Genomic DNA, 16,009 nt, shown 5'->3' with positions numbered 1-16,009 from the left:
TTATGAAGGGACAACGCCATATTAAAATCAGGGATATTATTACCCACCAGGATATTGAGACACAGGATGAGCTTGTAGACGCATTACGTGCGGAAGGTTTTCAGGTTACTCAAGCTACAATTTCACGTGATATCAAAGAACTGCTGCTCATCAAGGTGCCTACAGATGATGGGCGATATAAATACTCCATGCCGACAGATCAGCGTTATAACCCTGTACAGAAGCTCAAAAGAGCGCTTATCGATAATTTTGTTTACATTGATCGTACTGGTAATCTTGTCGTCATGAAGTGCTTGCCTGGAACAGCCAATTCCGTAGCCGTGCTGCTCGATAATATGGAATGGACCCAGATCATGGGGACCATATGTGGCGATGACACGATATTGCTGATTTGCCGAACGGAAGATGATGGAGAACATGTGGTTGCCCAAATCAAAAATTTCATTTCGTAATCAATGTTGTGACTCATTGGCAGTTTTTTAAGCAGTAGCGGAGGTGGGAAACATGTTAAACACGCTATCCATTCGGAATCTGGCGGTTGTAGAAAGCGTGGATGTGCATTTTTATCCGGGGTTTCACGTTCTGACAGGGGAGACCGGAGCAGGTAAGTCCATCATAATCGATGCGCTGGGATTAATTGCCGGCGGCCGCGGCTCGGCTGAACTGATTCGCTACGGCTGCGACAAAGCAGAGATTGAGGCTTTATTCGAGCTGCCTGGGGGGCATCCCGTATGGGATACATTGAAGAAGCTGGGTGTTGAAGCGGATCCAGAAGAGCATTTGTTGATACGGAGAGAACTGACAGCTCAAGGAAAAAGCACGTCCCGTATTAACGGACAGCTGCTGAATTTAAGCATGCTGCGTGAGGTTGGAGAAAAGCTCATAAATATCCATGGTCAGCATGAACATCAAAGCTTGCTGCGTTCAGAGCAGCATATGAGCCTTCTGGACACGTACGGAGATAAGGTCATAGGGCCTGTCAAGCGGAACTATCAAGCGTTGTACGGAGAATTCAGCAAAGTAGAGCGAGATCTCAAGGACCTGCAGGAGACAAGCCAGAAGGCGTATCAAATGCTCGATATGTATCGGTTTCAGTTGGAGGAGATTGCGGCGGCGGAGCTAAAATCCGGTGAAGACGAGGAATTGTCCGAAGAAAGAACCAAGCTGTCCCACAGCGAGAAGATGATGGATTCCGTTGCCGGAGCATACGACCTATTGTTCGGGTCCTCGGGACTGGAATCCGTCAGCCGTGCCCTATCCAAATTGGAGGATGTGTCAGGCTACGATGAGAAGGGGTTAAAGCCGCTTGTTGAGCAGCTGCAATCCGCTTATTATCAGCTGGAGGATGCGGTTTTCCAGCTAAGGGATTACCGCGACAGCATTGAATTTAATCCGGAACGCCTGAACGATATTGAGCTTCGTTTAGATATGATCTCCGGATTGCGCCGAAAATATGGGGATAATGTTGAGCAAATTCTGGAATACTACGTGAGAATTCAGCAGGAAACCGATATGCTGGAGAATAAGGATGAGTTTATCCAAGCATTGGAACAGCGTCGTGACGAGTTATTAAGCGTGCTGTTGGTTAGCGCTAAAGAGCTTAGTATTGCCCGCAAGCAGTGTGCGCAAGATTTAGCACGGCAAGTGGAGGGAGAACTGAAGGATCTGCAAATGGAGCGCACCTCGCTTGAGGTTCGTATGGAACTGCAGCTGGATCCTAACGGTTACGAATATGAAGGACATAAAGTAAGGTTGACCAGACAAGGGATGGATACGGCCGAATTCCTCATATCCGCCAATCCGGGTGAGCCTCTGCGTCCGCTTGCCAAAATTGCTTCGGGTGGAGAAATGTCCAGAATTATGCTGGCGATGAAGAGTATATTTGCCCGTCATGATCAAATACCGGTCTTAATCTTTGATGAAGTCGACACAGGTGTCAGTGGAAGGGCTGCCCAATCGATTGCGGAGAAGCTGTTTTTGCTGGCCAAAACCTGTCAGGTGTTCTCCATTACGCATTTGCCACAGGTCGCATGCATGGCAGATCATCAGTATCTAATCGAGAAGAAGCTGGAAGCCTCCAGAACGATGACGCAAGTAGAAAACCTGAATGAAGAGGGGCGTGTAAAAGAGCTTGCACGGATGCTTGGCGGAGTTGAGATCACCGAAAAAACACTTCATCATGCCCAAGAAATGCTCAATCTGGCGGCAGCGCAAAAGGCTTCCAGAAAGGCTCTGGGTCAATGATTGACAGTTATAAATCCATAAGGGCAGGGTAACTTAAAGGTACGCAATTGGCGACCACCTTTTCGTCAAGCGAAAGAAGAAAAAGGGAGCGTGACAGCCATTGAAGCCCAACCTCAGGAGAAAACTGCTCGGTTTCGTTCTTGCTTTCCTTCTTTGTTTCATTGGAACTGCTGATCCTGTCCAGTCTTTTGCTTCATTGCCTAATGAGCTGAGATTGATTTCCGGTCAGCAGTCCCGTCTTGATGTTGCCATGCCTGTTCAAGCCCTCGCCTCAGTTGATCGTCCGGATGTCCTGCAGCTCAACGGCTCCCGCGAGTCAAAACTTCAAGTATCGCTAAAGCATCCACTTCAGCTGAATCCCCAGCAAAGCGGAAATGCCGAAGTTACCCTGAAATTATTTGGTAAAATTCCTCTGAAGACAGTTCATGTGAAGGTAATCCCCGAGCTCAAGGTCATTCCTGGAGGTCAGACCATCGGCGTCAAAGTGAAATCCTCCGGTATACTGGTCGTTGGACATCATCTGGTACGTGTTCAAAACGGTGCTAAAGTGTCCCCTGGAGAAGCAGCCGGCCTGAAAGTTGGCGATCTGCTGACCACGATGGATGGAAAGTCGCTTAATGATGTAACAAAGGTTGCTGATATCGTCGAGAAGGCCGGTAAAGCCAACAAGCCTTTGGATATCTCCTTTAAGCGTGGCGGCAAAGAAATGGAAACCAAGCTGAGCCCGGCATATGATCAAGAAGATCAAAGCTGGCGCCTTGGTTTGTATATCCGTGATTCTGCAGCAGGTGTAGGCACTTTAACTTTCTACGCACCTCACCAGAAAGTCTACGGGGCTTTGGGCCATGTCATTACCGATATGAATACTCAAACACCCATTGATGTTGGAAGCGGCCAGATTGTTCAGTCCAAAGTTACATCCATTAGCCGAAGTGAAGAAGGCGAGCCGGGAGAAAAACGGGCAACCTTCACAAAAGACGGCAAGATTTTGGGCAATGTTGAGCGCAATACCCATTTTGGCATCTTCGGTAAAATGAATAATCTTCCTGAGCATGGTTTGTATCAGGAGCCAATTCCGATAGCCTTATCTCATGAGGTCAAGGAAGGTCCGGCAGAGATTTTAACGGTCGTTGAAGGGCAAGAGGTTGAACGTTTTACAGTGGATATCGTTCATGTTTCTAAGCAGGATGTTCCCGCAACGAAAGGGCTTGTACTCCGTATTACCGATCCAAGACTGCTTAAGAAGACAGGCGGGATTGTACAAGGCATGAGCGGTAGTCCAATCGTTCAAGACGGCAAGCTGATTGGAGCGATTACCCACGTTTTTGTAAATGATCCTAAATCGGGGTATGGATGCTTTATTGAATGGATGCTCCAGGACTCCGGCGTATTACAATCTACAGAATCAACTCCTCAAAATCTTAAGGCAGGTTAGTGCCTTGAGATTTTTTTGTCGTAAAATAACGAAATAGAGATTAATTTGAAACAAAATATTTAATTATAAATCAACTTCAAAAAAAAATAAAGAAAAATAATTTTCGACAGAAGGAATTTAAATCACTATGTCGAAAACTTTATACACAAGAAAAATGTTCTAAAATAACAACTGATCTGATAAAGGAGGAGCACGAATTGCAAAAGATCGAAGTATTATTGGCAGACGACAACCGTGAGTTTACAAACCTGCTTGGTGAATACATTTCGGATCAACAAGATATGGTGGTATCCGGAATCGCCTATAATGGCGAAGAAGTACTGAGCATGATTGAGGAAACGGGAAAAGTACCGGATGTGCTGATCCTTGACATTATTATGCCTCATTTGGACGGCCTTGGCGTACTTGAACGATTACGCGATATGAATTTGTCTCCGCAGCCGAAAGTCATTATGCTTACGGCATTTGGTCAGGAAAATATTACGCAGCGAGCTGTACAATTGGGTGCTTCCTATTATATTTTAAAACCGTTTGATATGGAGGTGCTCGCCAGCCGCATTCGTCAACTCGTAGGCTCGTCCAGCAGCATTTCGTCAGGCGCGTCATTTACAAGTATGAAATCCAATGTGGTTCCTATGGGCAAAGGCAAAAATCTGGACGCGAATATCACTTCGATTATCCATGAGATTGGTGTTCCTGCTCATATCAAGGGCTACCAGTATTTGCGTGAAGCCATTACCATGGTATACAACAATATCGAAATTCTTGGGGCGATCACCAAAACATTGTATCCAGCGATCGCAGAGAAATTCAAAACAACGCCTTCCCGTGTGGAACGTGCAATCCGTCATGCTATCGAAGTAGCCTGGACTCGCGGAAACATCGATTCCATTAGCCATCTGTTTGGCTACACCATCAACATCAGCAAATCCAAGCCAACCAACAGCGAGTTTATCGCGATGGTCGCTGATAAGCTGAGAATTGAGCATAAGGTGTCTTGAAAGGGTAAGGACTGAGGAAGGGATTTAGGGTAATGCAAGTGGTTGCCCTAAATGTCTACCTGTGCGGAACATTGAAATCACTCCTTTATTGGTTGCGATGTCGTAATCTGTGAAGGAGTGATTTTATTGTTTGGTTATGGACTTTCAACAAAAAATCAAACCAGCCGTTAATCCGGCTGGTTTGATTTCATTTCGGTAACTTTACCCGCTAAACGCCCTTCGACGTTACGTACCTTCGATTGCCCTCACAGATAATACATTTTGAACTGGATATCCTGCTCGTGGTTTCCGAACTTCTTGCCGAATAAGGTGGCGCCTCCAACGTGTCTTGCATCTTCCTTCACTTCAATTCGGAAGGTCCAGCGATCACAGGTTGCATCCAAATCGTCTACGGAGACAGCAGAGAGCGGGTCTCCATCGATATACGTACCGTGGCTCGTAATTCGTATCGTTTTTAGCAGTCCGTATTGGTTGATGTTGTGCGGCCACCATGCAGGCGTATATTTCCCCCGCGTATCTGCAAAATCCCCCGGGCTTGTCCACGTGCCAAGCTCGATCCCGTTTAAGGAGAAGGTAATGTCGGAAGGCCAGACATCATTGGAAAAAGGAAATTCTGAGGAAATCTCCAAACTGATTTCGAACTGCTGCAGCTTTTCATCCTTTTGAAGGAAGTTAGCGATGTTGTATTGGATAAAGCCTTCGGTAAACCACAGTATTTCTGCATCCACGCGTTTGGGATCCATAAAGTATTTGGGCTCGTCCACCCGCCCAATAAATTCCTTCTCGGTCGCAAGGCCGCAGGTAGGCTTCAGGTCATAGTCCGTGTAATGTCCGATCGGCACGGAAGCCTCATAAGAAGCAAAGGAATGAAAGATTTTTTTCGGGAAGTTGATTTCGATATGATCCACCTTCAGGATCGAAATTTTCTGCTGGCCCGATTTTCCCGGCACTTTTTCTGTGCGGATAATGCCTGCATCTTCGAGTTTTTTAATATGTTTTGTCACAATCGGACTGCTGATTTGAAGTTCATGGGCCAAATCTTTGATATTCATTTTGTTTTTGGAGAGCAGCTGAATAATCTTGATTCGAACTTCGCTGGCCAAAGCCTCGTAAACCACAAGCGATGACTTGTCTATTTCCAATTGCATATGACCACTTCTTTCAACAAATTTTTTCATAAACAAAATTTATTAACTAATATGCATCATAACACATGCTTTATTAACTCGCATATAAATCTCACCATTTAATACAACAAAATTCCAATATTATGATTAACATATTAGTTAATTAAATATAATATTATCGATTAAGATTTATATTTATGTTATTGACACCGTTTTCAAAACGAGTGTATACTGAACCAAAGTTAATCGTTTTCATCATCCAGGCCGGTGAATGATTAACCAAATGATTAGTAATAGGAGGAGAGTTTGTTGAAGAAAAAAATGGGGGTTTCACTGATACTTGTATTGTTAGCGGTGGCGGTATTAGGGGGATGTGGCAACGGGGATAAGAACACCATTACCTTTTGGACACCTTTGACGGGTGATGACGGGGCTTACATGGATCAACTTGTAAAGGATTACAACGCCACCAATCCCGAGTACACAGTGAAGCATGTGATTACCTCGGATATGTATATAAAAATATCAACAGTTCTTAATTCCGGCAAAGGCGTTCCTGATTTGTCCATTATTCATGCGGACCGCGTTCCAAGCTTCGTGAAGCAAGGTGTGTTGGAGCCGATGACGGCAGTCATGCAAGCACAACCAGAATTGAAAGCGGATAACTATTTGCCGCAGGCCTGGGCGACCGGAAACGTAGAGGGCACCCAATATACGGTACCGCTTGATATTCACAGCAATGCGATGTACTACAACAAAAATTTGCTCAAAAAATACAATGTCGAAAGCTTCCTGGATGATGATGTCGTGACCATTGATGAAATTTTGTCGCTGCAAGGCAAGTTGGATGAAGGCGATTACGTGATCAATGACGCTCTCTTGGGCTGGGTTGTGTTAGCGCAAATCCAGAACCTGGGCGGCGACATTCAACAAGATGGCAAGCCGGCCGTGAACACAGAAGCCATGAAACAAGCGTTTACGGAGATTAAGAAAATATCAGATGCGGGCTTGATGACCCCATTTGGTGAGGACGGCTATCTGATGTTCCAAGCTGGAAACGTTTTATTTTCCACAGACGGTACATGGAGCTCAACGGCACACGCAACAGTGGATGGATTGGACTTCGGCGTAACCAACATTTATTCGACGAGTGCAGACAAGTATACGAACCGAGCTTCTTCGCACTTATTCACCATGCTGAAGAACGATAAGAGAACGGATGAAAAAGAGCAAGCCATCGGTCAGTTCCTGGAATTCATCCGCCAAAACTCGATTGAGTGGGCAAAAGCGGGACAGATCGTAGCGAGTAAACAAGTCATTGAGAGCCCGGAGTACAATAACTATATTCAGTCATTCTTTACCTCCAACCAAAAAGAAATTGAATCCTTGTACATTTACACTTACGAGTACTATCCATACGTAGCGGAGGCTGTAGATACATATGCAGCGGATATCGTACGGGGGAATGTTGACATCGACGAAACTCTGGCGACGATGCAGAAATTTGTAGAGGATAAAATCGCGGAAGGAAGCAGTGCCGTAAAGTAAATGACAGCAGAGCAGATTGAAAAAAAGAAAAATGTCCTTGCTTTCATGACACTTTTCTTTTCCAAAGGAGAAATGAAAGGGTATGAATAAGAAGTCGTTGACGCCTTATTTCTTTGTAGGTCCCCATCTGATACTTTTTATCGTATTTATTCTATTGCCGACCCTATACGGGATCTTTGCTTCCTTTACGCAGTGGAATCTGATCAGTGATCCTGTGTGGGTTGGCTTGGCCAACTATAAAACGATCCTGTTTGACTCGGAGTCCACCTTCTACACCCAGTTTATGAATGGATTAAAAAACACGCTGATCTTTGTTGTTCTAAGTGTACCTATATTAATCATCATTCCGTTAATGATTGCCGTATCGCTGGAACACAAAAAAGTGAAGATGAAAAATGTCATTCAGTCCATTCTCTATATTCCAGGACTCATTTCAATCTCCGCAGCGGCACTGATCTGGTCTTTAATCTTCAATAAACAGCTTGGGATCACGAATAATATCTTCGGCTCCGAAACAGTCTGGGCAGCCAACCAGCCCTATGCCTGGCTGATCATTATTGTCATTACGGTGTGGGGCGGAGTCGGTGGGAACATGATTATCTACCGCGCTTCTATCAGCGGGGTATCCAAGGATTTGTATGAATCGGCCGAGATGGATGGAGCGGGGCCTGTCCGCAGATTTTCAAGCATTACGCTGCCTTCCATTCGTTTTCCGCTGATCTATACCTTTGTTATGACGACAGCCGGAGCCTTTAACGTATTCGGTCAGCCATTAATGATGACGGACGGAGGACCTAGACAGAGCACAACCGTGTTGATGATGTACATCCGGCAGTTAGCCTTCGGTCACGGGGAATCGATTGCCGGCATGGCTTCCGCGATGGCCGTTTTGCTCGGACTGGTCATTCTCGTCATTTCAGCCCTTCAGTATTATGTGATGAACCGAAACGCGTCCTAGCGGCACGTTCAGCTTGCAAACGACGGAAACGATAAAAGGTAGGTGTACTGTGCAATGTCGAACCCGGTAGTACATGAAGTGAACACGGATTCCAAGCTTGGTCGCTCGGGTCCGAAGAAGATTTCATCCAACATAAGCGTGTCCAAATATATAGCTTACGCATTTCTGATCATCCTGTGTGTGATATGGGCAATTCCGGTCATATTTGGCATCACCACATCTTTTCGGTCCCAGGCGGAGGTGGTTTCCAGCGGTTTCCGACTGCTGCCCGATAACTGGATTTTCGATAATTATGTCACGATCCTGCAAAACACGTCGACCGCGCCCATCCTACGCTGGTTGATGAACTCCGTGTTTATTGCAACGATGCATACGCTGCTCGTGATCGTTGTCATTTCCATTACCGGTTATGGATACTCGCGCATGAACTTTAAAGGAAGGGACACATTGTTCTTTACCTTGCTTGGGATTTCATTCTTTCCTGGGGTAGTGAATCTGATCCCATCTTATAAAATCATTGATGCGCTGGGATGGGTGAATACGTCTTGGGCGATGATCATTCCAGGTTTGGCCGGGATGGGGAATATTTTTTTGGTCAGACAATTCATGATGGGCGTTCCCAAGGATTTGGATGAATCGGCGCGCGTGGATGGAGCGGGAGATTTTAGAATCTATTCCTCTATTATTTTGCCGCTCATGAAACCTGTATTGATTGTATGCGGCCTGTTTTCATTTACGGGTTCCTGGAATGATTTCCTTTGGCCCGTCATCGTGTATACGGATGTGGAGAAGATGCCGGTTACAGCAGGACTGCTGTTGTTACAGGACATTTACGGCAATTACCGCATGATCGGACAATTGATGGGTTCTGCGATCCTGGCCATCATTCCGACGCTGCTGTTGTTCCTGTTTGCCCAGAAATATTTTGTGCAGTCGATCAACTTAAACGCAGGCATCAAAGGATAGCAAGAAGATTGGATTCAAAAAGTCGAGTAAAAATAGAAAGCTAGCGGAAGTCAAACTATAAGGTATAGGAGTCGTCACCATGACTGAAATATATATAAAAAACCCCCTGATCGAACAGCGGGCAGATCCCTGGCTCTATAAACATACCGATGGTTATTATTACTTTACCGGTTCCGTGCCGGAGTACGACCGAATTGAGCTTAGACGCTCGCAAACGATTCAAGGGCTTGCGGATGCCGAAGGAATTACGATCTGGCGCAAGCATGAGTCAGGCCTGATGAGTGCCAACATATGGGCACCCGAGATTCATTATATGGATGGCAAATGGTATGTGTATTACGCCGCTGCCCATACTTCAGAAACGAGAGACGGATTGTTCGATCATCGCATGTTCGTACTGGAGAACGCTTCGGCGAACCCGCTTGAAGGGGAATGGGTAGAGAAGGGGCAAGTGATCACGAAGTGGGAATCTTTCGCCTTGGACGCAACAACGTTTGAGCATAAAGGCAAACGGTATTATGTATGGGCTCAGAAAGATCCGGGCATTCCAGGCAATTCCAATCTATACATCTCATTGATGGAGAATCCCTGGACCTTGACAGGGGAACAGGTATGCATATCGATTCCCGAGTATGACTGGGAGAAGATCGGGTATCTTGTAAATGAAGGGGCCGCCGTTCTTAAGCGCAACGGGCGCATATTCATGACTTATTCCGCGAGCGCCACGGACCACAACTATGCGATGGGGCTGTTGACAGCCGATGAGGACAGTGATTTGCTGAATCCGAGCTCCTGGGTTAAATCGTCTGTACCCGTATTTAAGACATCTGAGGTCAATGGCCAATATGGGCCGGGGCACAACAGCTTCACGATTTCCGAGGACGGCTCGCAGGACATGCTGGTGTACCATGCAAGAAGTTACAAGGAGATCGTGGGAGATCCACTATATGATCCGAACCGTCATACGCGAGTACAGGTGATCGGGTGGAACGAAGACGGAACACCGAATTTTGGGGTGCCAAGAGCGGATCATGAACCGGTCTCCAAGCCATGATGCCGACTTTGTAATTGGGGTTGAGACCGGATGGATTTGCAAACATCAGACCGACTGAGCTTAACAGCTTGGTCGGTTTTTTACATTTTAGGAGGTAAGGAGCATAATATAAAGTAGGAAAAAAGAAGGAGTCTTCGATATGGATGGAGAAAAAAGGACAGATCGATTTATGAGATGGTTAAGGATGTATTAAGCGTAGTTCTAATTAACATATTCTTATTTCCTGGTAAGGAGGAATTATAAATGGCAAAGATATTAGTATTGGGCGGGACCCGCTTTTTCGGAAAAAGGCTGGTTAACCGGCTGCTGGCTAAAGGCGATGCCGTTACGATTTTGACGCGTGGACATCACCAGGATTCTTTCGGAGGTGCCGTTGCGCGGCTTGCCGTGGATCGGAAGGACCCGGAAAGCTTAAAACAGGCAGTGGGAAGCCAGGACTTTGATATCGTATATGATAATATATGTTATACTCCGGAAGAAGCGGGACAAGCTGCAGACATCTTTGCCGGACGAATTGGACAATACGTGCTGACCTCCACGTTATCGGTATATGATTTTGCGGATCATCCGGTGAGGGAAGAGGAGTTTGATCCCTACAGATACCCTGTTATGACGAACGAAAGCAGGGACTACAGCTATAAGGAAGGCAAACGCCAGGCAGAGGCGGTATTATTCGGTCGCCATAATCTGAACGTTACGGCTGTCAGGTTGCCGATTGTGCTGGGACCGGATGATTACACGCGAAGACTGCTTTTTCATATTGAGCATGCAGCGCAAGGAGAAGCGATTGGATTGCCTGATCCAGACGCACAAATCTCGTTTGTGCATGCCGAGGAAGCAGCGGAGTTTCTGGAATGGGCAGGTCAAGTGCAATTGGAAGGTCCTGTAAATGCTTGCTCCAGCGGAACGATTTCGGTCCGAGAAATGATGAACTTGATTCAGCAGGAAATTGGTAGCGCGGCACCCCTGCAGTCTTCAGCAGCACCTGATCACATGTCTCCGTTCGGAATTCCGGGAGATTGGACGATGGATCATGGCAAAGCGGCAGCTGCCGGGTTTAAATTCTGGGATTTGCACGACTGGATGCCGAAATTGATTGCGGAATTGTCCGCCGATTTAAAGGTTCGCTAGCGAAAGTGGCAGGATTGTTATCATTTGAAGAAAGATAAGAGGGAAGTGCCCTGAAAGGAAGATCAGCATGAGCGACAAGATGGAAGCATGGAAAGAGCGTATTCGAAAGGTAGAATCCAATGGAGACTTATCTCCGGAAGCCCTAACGTTAATCCATGCTATGTATGAAGAGCTGGAAGCTTTGACGAAGCAAAATTTCAATCTGCGGAAAACCGCACTGAAAGCGACGTCCAGAGAAACAAGAATGTCGAGTAAACTGAAGGACGCACTGATGGAATAAACGGCGGAGTCCAGAACATATGATAAACACCGGGGAGGCTCCCCGGTGTTTTTTTGGAAGATATCATAAAGTGTAAACATACGAAGCATGGGCTTCCTGATATCGCAAGAAAAATTACAGCTAACCGCGGTCTGTCTTCTTTGAAGTACGTCGATAGACATTTTTCTTATGAATTAGTTTTTAGATGATGTTCCTGACTTCGGCGCCTGGCGCTTCTTTTTGAATCTTGGTCCAACGTAATTTCGCTTGCGGTCCCGGAACAGAATCCAGCCGCCCAAGAATCCGATACCGATGACAAACAGCGCCAGCCCGCCTAGAAAAGATAACCAACCGAAAGCGGGGTTTGCCACACTGTCATCCCCATGAACGGAAATATATAGAAAAACCGCATCTTTCATCATTAAGAAACCCATCATTGCCATAAAACCCGGGATAACCAAAATCAAGATGGCAATAAAGCGGGAAATTAACATTTTCATAGAAGATTCCTTCCTGCGACTGATGTAATGAACTACCGTTTATCATACCTTTTTCATAGGGTAATGTCTATTTCGATTATGGGTGATGATTTTGTAATCCGAAAAAAAGAGAGTACAATGAAAGGGTATAATTGGACTTATTATGGAGGTGCCGTTAGTGGCGATAACATGTGATGTAGCAATTCTTGGCGGGGGAACCGGTGGATATGTTGCGGCCATCCGTGCAGCCCAGCTCGGTAAAAATGTGGTCATCATCGAGCAGGACAAACTGGGGGGAACCTGCTTGCACCGCGGCTGTATTCCGAGCAAATCATTGCTTCGGAGTGCCGAACTGTATTCAGAAATGAAGGATAGCGAGAGCTATGGAATCGAGACGGACGGGGTCCGGCTATCGTTTGACAAAGTGCAGAAGCGGAAAGACGGTATCGTCGATAAGCTGTACCAGGGCGTTCAATATTTGATGCGCAAAAATAAAATTACCGTCGTGCAGGGCAAAGGGAGAGTCATTGGCCCGTCCATCTTCTCTCCGCGCAGCGGGGCCGTAGCGGTTGAGCTTCCGGATGGCGAGATGGAAACGGTGGTTCCCACTCATCTGATCATCGCGACCGGCTCGCGTCCGCGTCACTTACCGGGGCTTGAGCCTGACGGCATACATATACTAACAAGCGACCATGCGCTTCAGCTGGATGAGCTTCCTGCATCCATCATCATCGTAGGCGGCGGCGTAATCGGCGTGGAATGGGCTTCGATGCTGAATGATTTTGGCGTTCAGGTCACGATTGTGGAAGCTTCGTCCCATCTGCTGCCAGCCGAAGACGAGGAGATTGGACGTGAGCTGACAAAGATGCTCACCGCCAGAGGCGTAGAGGTGCTCACCAACGTATCACTTCAAACCGACAGCTGTGAGATTCGGAATCAAAGCGTGTCCGTCACGATCGAGCAAAAGGGCGATACAAGAACATTGTCAGCGGACAAGCTGTTACTCTCTGTCGGAAGAATCGGCAATACTGAAAATATCGGGCTTGAGAATACCGACGTTCAGGTTGCAAATGGCGTCATTGTGGTGAATGCCCATATGCAAACAACGGAGCCCCATATTTACGCGATCGGCGATTGCATCGGGGGTCTTCAGCTTGCCCATGCGGCAAGCCACGAAGGGATTGCAGCCGTGAACCATTTGGCTGGCGAGAAGACAGAAGCCTACCGCAGTGAATGGATTCCTCGCTGTATCTATACAAGGCATGAGGTAGCGAGCGTCGGACTGACGGAGAAGCAGGCCAGAGAACGCGGACATGAGATCAGAATCGGTAAATTCCCGTTCTCGGCGATTGGCAAATCGTTGATCCACGGAACGAAGGAGGGGTTCGTGAAGGTCATTGCCGATCAGAAGACGCAGGATATTCTGGGCGTGCATATGATTGGACCGCATGTAACCGAGCTGATCGGCGAAGCGGCGCTGGCACAAGTACTGGATGCAACTCCATGGGAAGTGGGAGCGGCAGTGCATGCCCATCCATCATTATCCGAAATCATCGGCGAAGCGATGCTTGCGGTGGATGGAGGAGCCATCGGTTTGTAAGGATTTGAACATCCTTTTGTGGAATCCCTCATTTCTTTTTGCCGAGAAAGGGATTATAATAACATTAAGCCAAGTCTTAGTACCAGGTTTTAATACTTGATCAAACACGCCCTTTAACCTCATGTTACGAGGCCGATGATCAAGCCTGAAGTCATGGCTCACATAAAGGAGGGATCTCCATGAAAGAACATGAAACGGTTACGGCAAACAACAATAGGCATGAGCAGCTTGGACTGACCGACGGACAAGTGCTAGACATGTACAAATATATGGTGCTGGCGCGAAAATTCGATGAGCGCAACTTGCTGCTGCAGCGTGCGGGCAAAATTAATTTTCACGTATCCGGTATCGGGCAGGAAGCATGTCAGGTTGCTGCTGCTTTTGCCCTTGACCGGGAGAAGGATTACTTTTTACCCTATTACCGCGACTATGGATTCGTATTGACAGTGGGCATGACGCCTCGCGAACTGATGCTGTCGGCTTTTGCCAAGGCTGAAGATCCGAATAGCGGCGGACGGCAGATGCCGGGACACTTTGGTAGTAAACGACTGCGAATTGTGACCGGCTCCAGCCCTGTAACAACACAGCTTCCGCATGCAGTGGGTATCGCGCTGGCGGCGAAGATGCAGAAGAAGGACTTTGTATCGTTTGTTACGTTTGGCGAAGGCTCGAGCAATCAGGGGGATTTTCATGAGGGCTGCAACTTTGCGGGCGTTCACAAGCTCCCTGTCATTATCATGTGCGAGAATAACCAATATGCCATTTCGGTGCCGCTTCATAAACAGATTAGCGGGAAGGTAAGCGACCGCGCTCTGGGGTATGGATTCCCGGGCATTCGAGTAGACGGCAACGATGCGCTTGAGGTTTATGCGGCCGTGAAGGAAGCGCGTGAACGTGCGATTCGCGGAGAAGGCCCGACGCTGATCGAATCCATGATGTACCGTTTGTCTCCGCACTCCACATCGGATAACGATTTGGCGTACCGGACAAAAGAAGAGGTCGAAGAGAATTGGAAGAAAGACGGCGTCGCCCGCTTTAAGAATTATTTGGTCGACTGCGGGCTCTGGGACGAAGCACGCGATCAGGATTTGATCGCACAATTAAACCTGGAGATCAAAGAAGCGACGGAATCTGCAGACTTGGCTCCATTTCCGAAGCCAGAAGATACGCTTCTTCACGTATATGCCGATGACGAAGGGAGCGTGTAAAGGATGGCAGTAATGGAATATATCGATGCAATTCGTCTGGCCATGAAGGAAGAGATGGAGCGTGACGAGTCCGTATTTGTGTTAGGCGAGGATGTAGGCGTCAAAGGCGGCGTATTTACAACCACCAAGGGTTTGATGGATCAGTTCGGCGAAATGAGGGTGCTCGATACCCCGCTCGCGGAGTCCGCGATTGCCGGTGTGGCTATCGGCGCAGCTATGTATGGCATGAAGCCGATTGCCGAGATGCAATATTCGGACTTTATGTTCCCGGCAACCAATCAGATTATTAGCGAAGCAGCGAAAATCCGCTATCGTTCCAATAACGATTGGAGTTGTCCTGTCGTCATTCGTGCACCGATTGGCGGCGGAATATTCGGGGGGTTGTACCATTCGCAGTGCCCGGAATCGGTGTTCTTCGGAACACCGGGACTAAAAATCGTTGCGCCGTACTCTGCCTATGATGCCAAGGGGCTGCTGAAAGCCGCGATACGCGACCCGGATCCGGTATTGTTCTTTGAGAACAAAAAATGCTACAAGCTGATTACTGGCGATGTACCGGACGATGATTACGTTGTACCGATCGGCAAGGCGAATCTGCTGCGCGAAGGATCGGATATTACGGTGATCAGCTACAGTATGCCGCTGCACTTTGTGATGCAGGCTGCTGAAGAGCTAGAGAAGGAAGAAGGCATTAGCGCGCATGTACTGGATCTGCGTACCATACAGCCGCTTGACCGGGAATCGATTATTGAAGCGGCCCGTGCAACGGGTAAAGTGCTGATCGTTCATGAAGATAATAAAACCGGCGGCGTCGGCGGGGAAGTATCCGCGATTATTGCCGAGCACTGCCTCTATGATCTGGATGCCCCGATCATGCGCTTGTGCGGTCCGGATGTACCGGCTATGCCAATCAGTCCACCGATGGAGAAATTCTTCATGCTTAACAAGGACAAAGTCAAAGAATCCATGCGTCAATTGGCGCTTTATTAAGAACAGGGA

Annotated in this window: 15 protein-coding genes; 13 read left to right on the top strand and 2 right to left on the bottom strand. The window is 47.3% G+C overall.

The window, feature by feature from the left end; translation table 11 throughout:
• Positions 1 to 2: 2 nt before the first annotated feature.
• The 4 genes from ahrC (at position 3) to spo0A (ending at position 4,680) form a co-directional block, all read left to right on the top strand.
• Positions 3 to 452, top strand: coding sequence for a transcriptional regulator AhrC/ArgR (ahrC, locus tag J7E85_RS06205; protein WP_076320891.1), 450 nt, complete (start codon positions 3 to 5; stop codon positions 450 to 452).
• 52 nt (positions 453 to 504) lie between these two features.
• The gene (recN, locus tag J7E85_RS06200) at positions 505 to 2,244 is read left to right on the top strand and encodes a DNA repair protein RecN (protein WP_215156020.1); all 1,740 of its coding nucleotides are present in this window, start codon (positions 505 to 507) and stop codon (positions 2,242 to 2,244) included.
• A gap of 100 nt (positions 2,245 to 2,344) precedes the next feature.
• Positions 2,345 to 3,679: a SpoIVB peptidase gene (gene spoIVB, locus J7E85_RS06195; protein WP_215156018.1), complete on the top strand. Its 1,335-nt coding sequence runs from the start codon at positions 2,345 to 2,347 to the stop codon at positions 3,677 to 3,679.
• 197 nt (positions 3,680 to 3,876) lie between these two features.
• Positions 3,877 to 4,680, top strand: a complete 804-nt coding sequence (gene spo0A / locus J7E85_RS06190; RefSeq protein WP_076320894.1) for a sporulation transcription factor Spo0A — start codon at positions 3,877 to 3,879, stop codon at positions 4,678 to 4,680.
• Between the two features lie 245 nt (positions 4,681 to 4,925).
• Here the strand turns inward: spo0A and J7E85_RS06185 are convergent, their stop codons facing one another.
• Positions 4,926 to 5,828 carry an ArsR/SmtB family transcription factor gene (locus tag J7E85_RS06185; RefSeq protein WP_098742961.1) on the bottom strand — a complete coding sequence of 301 codons (903 nt, stop codon included), beginning with the start codon at positions 5,826 to 5,828 and terminating at the stop codon, positions 4,926 to 4,928.
• A gap of 285 nt (positions 5,829 to 6,113) precedes the next feature.
• On the opposite strand from J7E85_RS06185, the gene J7E85_RS06180 reads away from it, so the two are divergent.
• The 6 genes from J7E85_RS06180 to J7E85_RS06155 all read left to right on the top strand — a co-directional run bounded on the left by J7E85_RS06180 (position 6,114) and on the right by J7E85_RS06155 (position 11,744).
• Complete coding sequence (locus J7E85_RS06180) at positions 6,114 to 7,355, top strand: extracellular solute-binding protein (protein WP_251035502.1); 1,242 nt, start codon at positions 6,114 to 6,116, stop codon at positions 7,353 to 7,355.
• Positions 7,356 to 7,437: 82 nt separating this feature from the next.
• Positions 7,438 to 8,313: a carbohydrate ABC transporter permease gene (locus J7E85_RS06175; protein ID WP_215156017.1), complete on the top strand. Its 876-nt coding sequence runs from the start codon at positions 7,438 to 7,440 to the stop codon at positions 8,311 to 8,313.
• 54 nt (positions 8,314 to 8,367) lie between these two features.
• A complete protein-coding gene (locus J7E85_RS06170) occupies positions 8,368 to 9,279 on the top strand; it encodes a carbohydrate ABC transporter permease (protein WP_215156016.1) in 912 nt (303 codons plus the stop codon).
• Between the two features lie 79 nt (positions 9,280 to 9,358).
• Positions 9,359 to 10,333, top strand: coding sequence for a glycoside hydrolase family 43 protein (locus J7E85_RS06165; protein WP_215156014.1), 975 nt, complete (start codon positions 9,359 to 9,361; stop codon positions 10,331 to 10,333).
• A gap of 243 nt (positions 10,334 to 10,576) precedes the next feature.
• Complete coding sequence (locus J7E85_RS06160; protein WP_215156013.1) at positions 10,577 to 11,464, top strand: NAD-dependent epimerase/dehydratase family protein; 888 nt, start codon at positions 10,577 to 10,579, stop codon at positions 11,462 to 11,464.
• Positions 11,465 to 11,531: 67 nt separating this feature from the next.
• Complete coding sequence (locus J7E85_RS06155) at positions 11,532 to 11,744, top strand: hypothetical protein (RefSeq protein WP_215156011.1); 213 nt, start codon at positions 11,532 to 11,534, stop codon at positions 11,742 to 11,744.
• A gap of 173 nt (positions 11,745 to 11,917) precedes the next feature.
• On the opposite strand, the gene J7E85_RS06150 is transcribed toward J7E85_RS06155, so the two are convergent.
• Positions 11,918 to 12,223 (bottom strand): DUF2627 domain-containing protein, encoded by a 306-nt coding sequence (locus J7E85_RS06150; RefSeq protein ID WP_215156009.1) that lies wholly within the window; start codon positions 12,221 to 12,223, stop codon positions 11,918 to 11,920.
• Positions 12,224 to 12,380: 157 nt separating this feature from the next.
• Here J7E85_RS06150 and lpdA point away from each other — a divergent pair, with 157 nt between their 5' ends.
• From lpdA to J7E85_RS06135, 3 genes are all read left to right on the top strand, one after another.
• Positions 12,381 to 13,802 (top strand): dihydrolipoyl dehydrogenase, encoded by a 1,422-nt coding sequence (lpdA, locus tag J7E85_RS06145; RefSeq protein WP_215156007.1) that lies wholly within the window; start codon positions 12,381 to 12,383, stop codon positions 13,800 to 13,802.
• 179 nt (positions 13,803 to 13,981) lie between these two features.
• Entirely contained in the window at positions 13,982 to 15,010 is a 1,029-nt protein-coding gene (locus tag J7E85_RS06140; protein WP_076320904.1) for a thiamine pyrophosphate-dependent dehydrogenase E1 component subunit alpha, read from the top strand.
• 3 nt (positions 15,011 to 15,013) lie between these two features.
• Entirely contained in the window at positions 15,014 to 16,000 is a 987-nt protein-coding gene (locus J7E85_RS06135; protein ID WP_215156005.1) for an alpha-ketoacid dehydrogenase subunit beta, read from the top strand.
• Positions 16,001 to 16,009: the final 9 nt, after the last annotated feature.

The sequence above is a fragment of the Paenibacillus sp. ISL-20 genome (genome assembly GCF_018613005.1).
GTDB lineage: Bacteria > Bacillota > Bacilli > Paenibacillales > Paenibacillaceae > Paenibacillus_AQ.
The sequence above is the reverse complement of the archived record's forward strand: the minus strand, read 5'-3'. Positions and strand labels throughout refer to the sequence as shown.

What these genes read in the sequence shown, in the direction of transcription:
- J7E85_RS06140 (WP_076320904.1), top strand. Translation starts at nt 13,982, where the DNA reads ATGAAAGAACATGAAACGGTTACGGCAAACAACAATAGGCATGAGCAG.
- J7E85_RS06155 (WP_215156011.1), top strand. Translation starts at nt 11,532, where the DNA reads ATGAGCGACAAGATGGAAGCATGGAAAGAGCGTATTCGAAAGGTAGAA.
- J7E85_RS06135 (WP_215156005.1), top strand. Translation starts at nt 15,014, where the DNA reads ATGGCAGTAATGGAATATATCGATGCAATTCGTCTGGCCATGAAGGAA.
- J7E85_RS06175 (WP_215156017.1), top strand. Translation starts at nt 7,438, where the DNA reads ATGAATAAGAAGTCGTTGACGCCTTATTTCTTTGTAGGTCCCCATCTG.
- J7E85_RS06150 (WP_215156009.1), bottom strand. Translation starts at nt 12,223, where the DNA reads ATGAAAATGTTAATTTCCCGCTTTATTGCCATCTTGATTTTGGTTATC.
- J7E85_RS06160 (WP_215156013.1), top strand. Translation starts at nt 10,577, where the DNA reads ATGGCAAAGATATTAGTATTGGGCGGGACCCGCTTTTTCGGAAAAAGG.
- ahrC (WP_076320891.1), top strand. Translation starts at nt 3, where the DNA reads ATGAAGGGACAACGCCATATTAAAATCAGGGATATTATTACCCACCAG.
- J7E85_RS06185 (WP_098742961.1), bottom strand. Translation starts at nt 5,828, where the DNA reads ATGCAATTGGAAATAGACAAGTCATCGCTTGTGGTTTACGAGGCTTTG.
- J7E85_RS06170 (WP_215156016.1), top strand. Translation starts at nt 8,368, where the DNA reads ATGTCGAACCCGGTAGTACATGAAGTGAACACGGATTCCAAGCTTGGT.
- J7E85_RS06165 (WP_215156014.1), top strand. Translation starts at nt 9,359, where the DNA reads ATGACTGAAATATATATAAAAAACCCCCTGATCGAACAGCGGGCAGAT.
- recN (WP_215156020.1), top strand. Translation starts at nt 505, where the DNA reads ATGTTAAACACGCTATCCATTCGGAATCTGGCGGTTGTAGAAAGCGTG.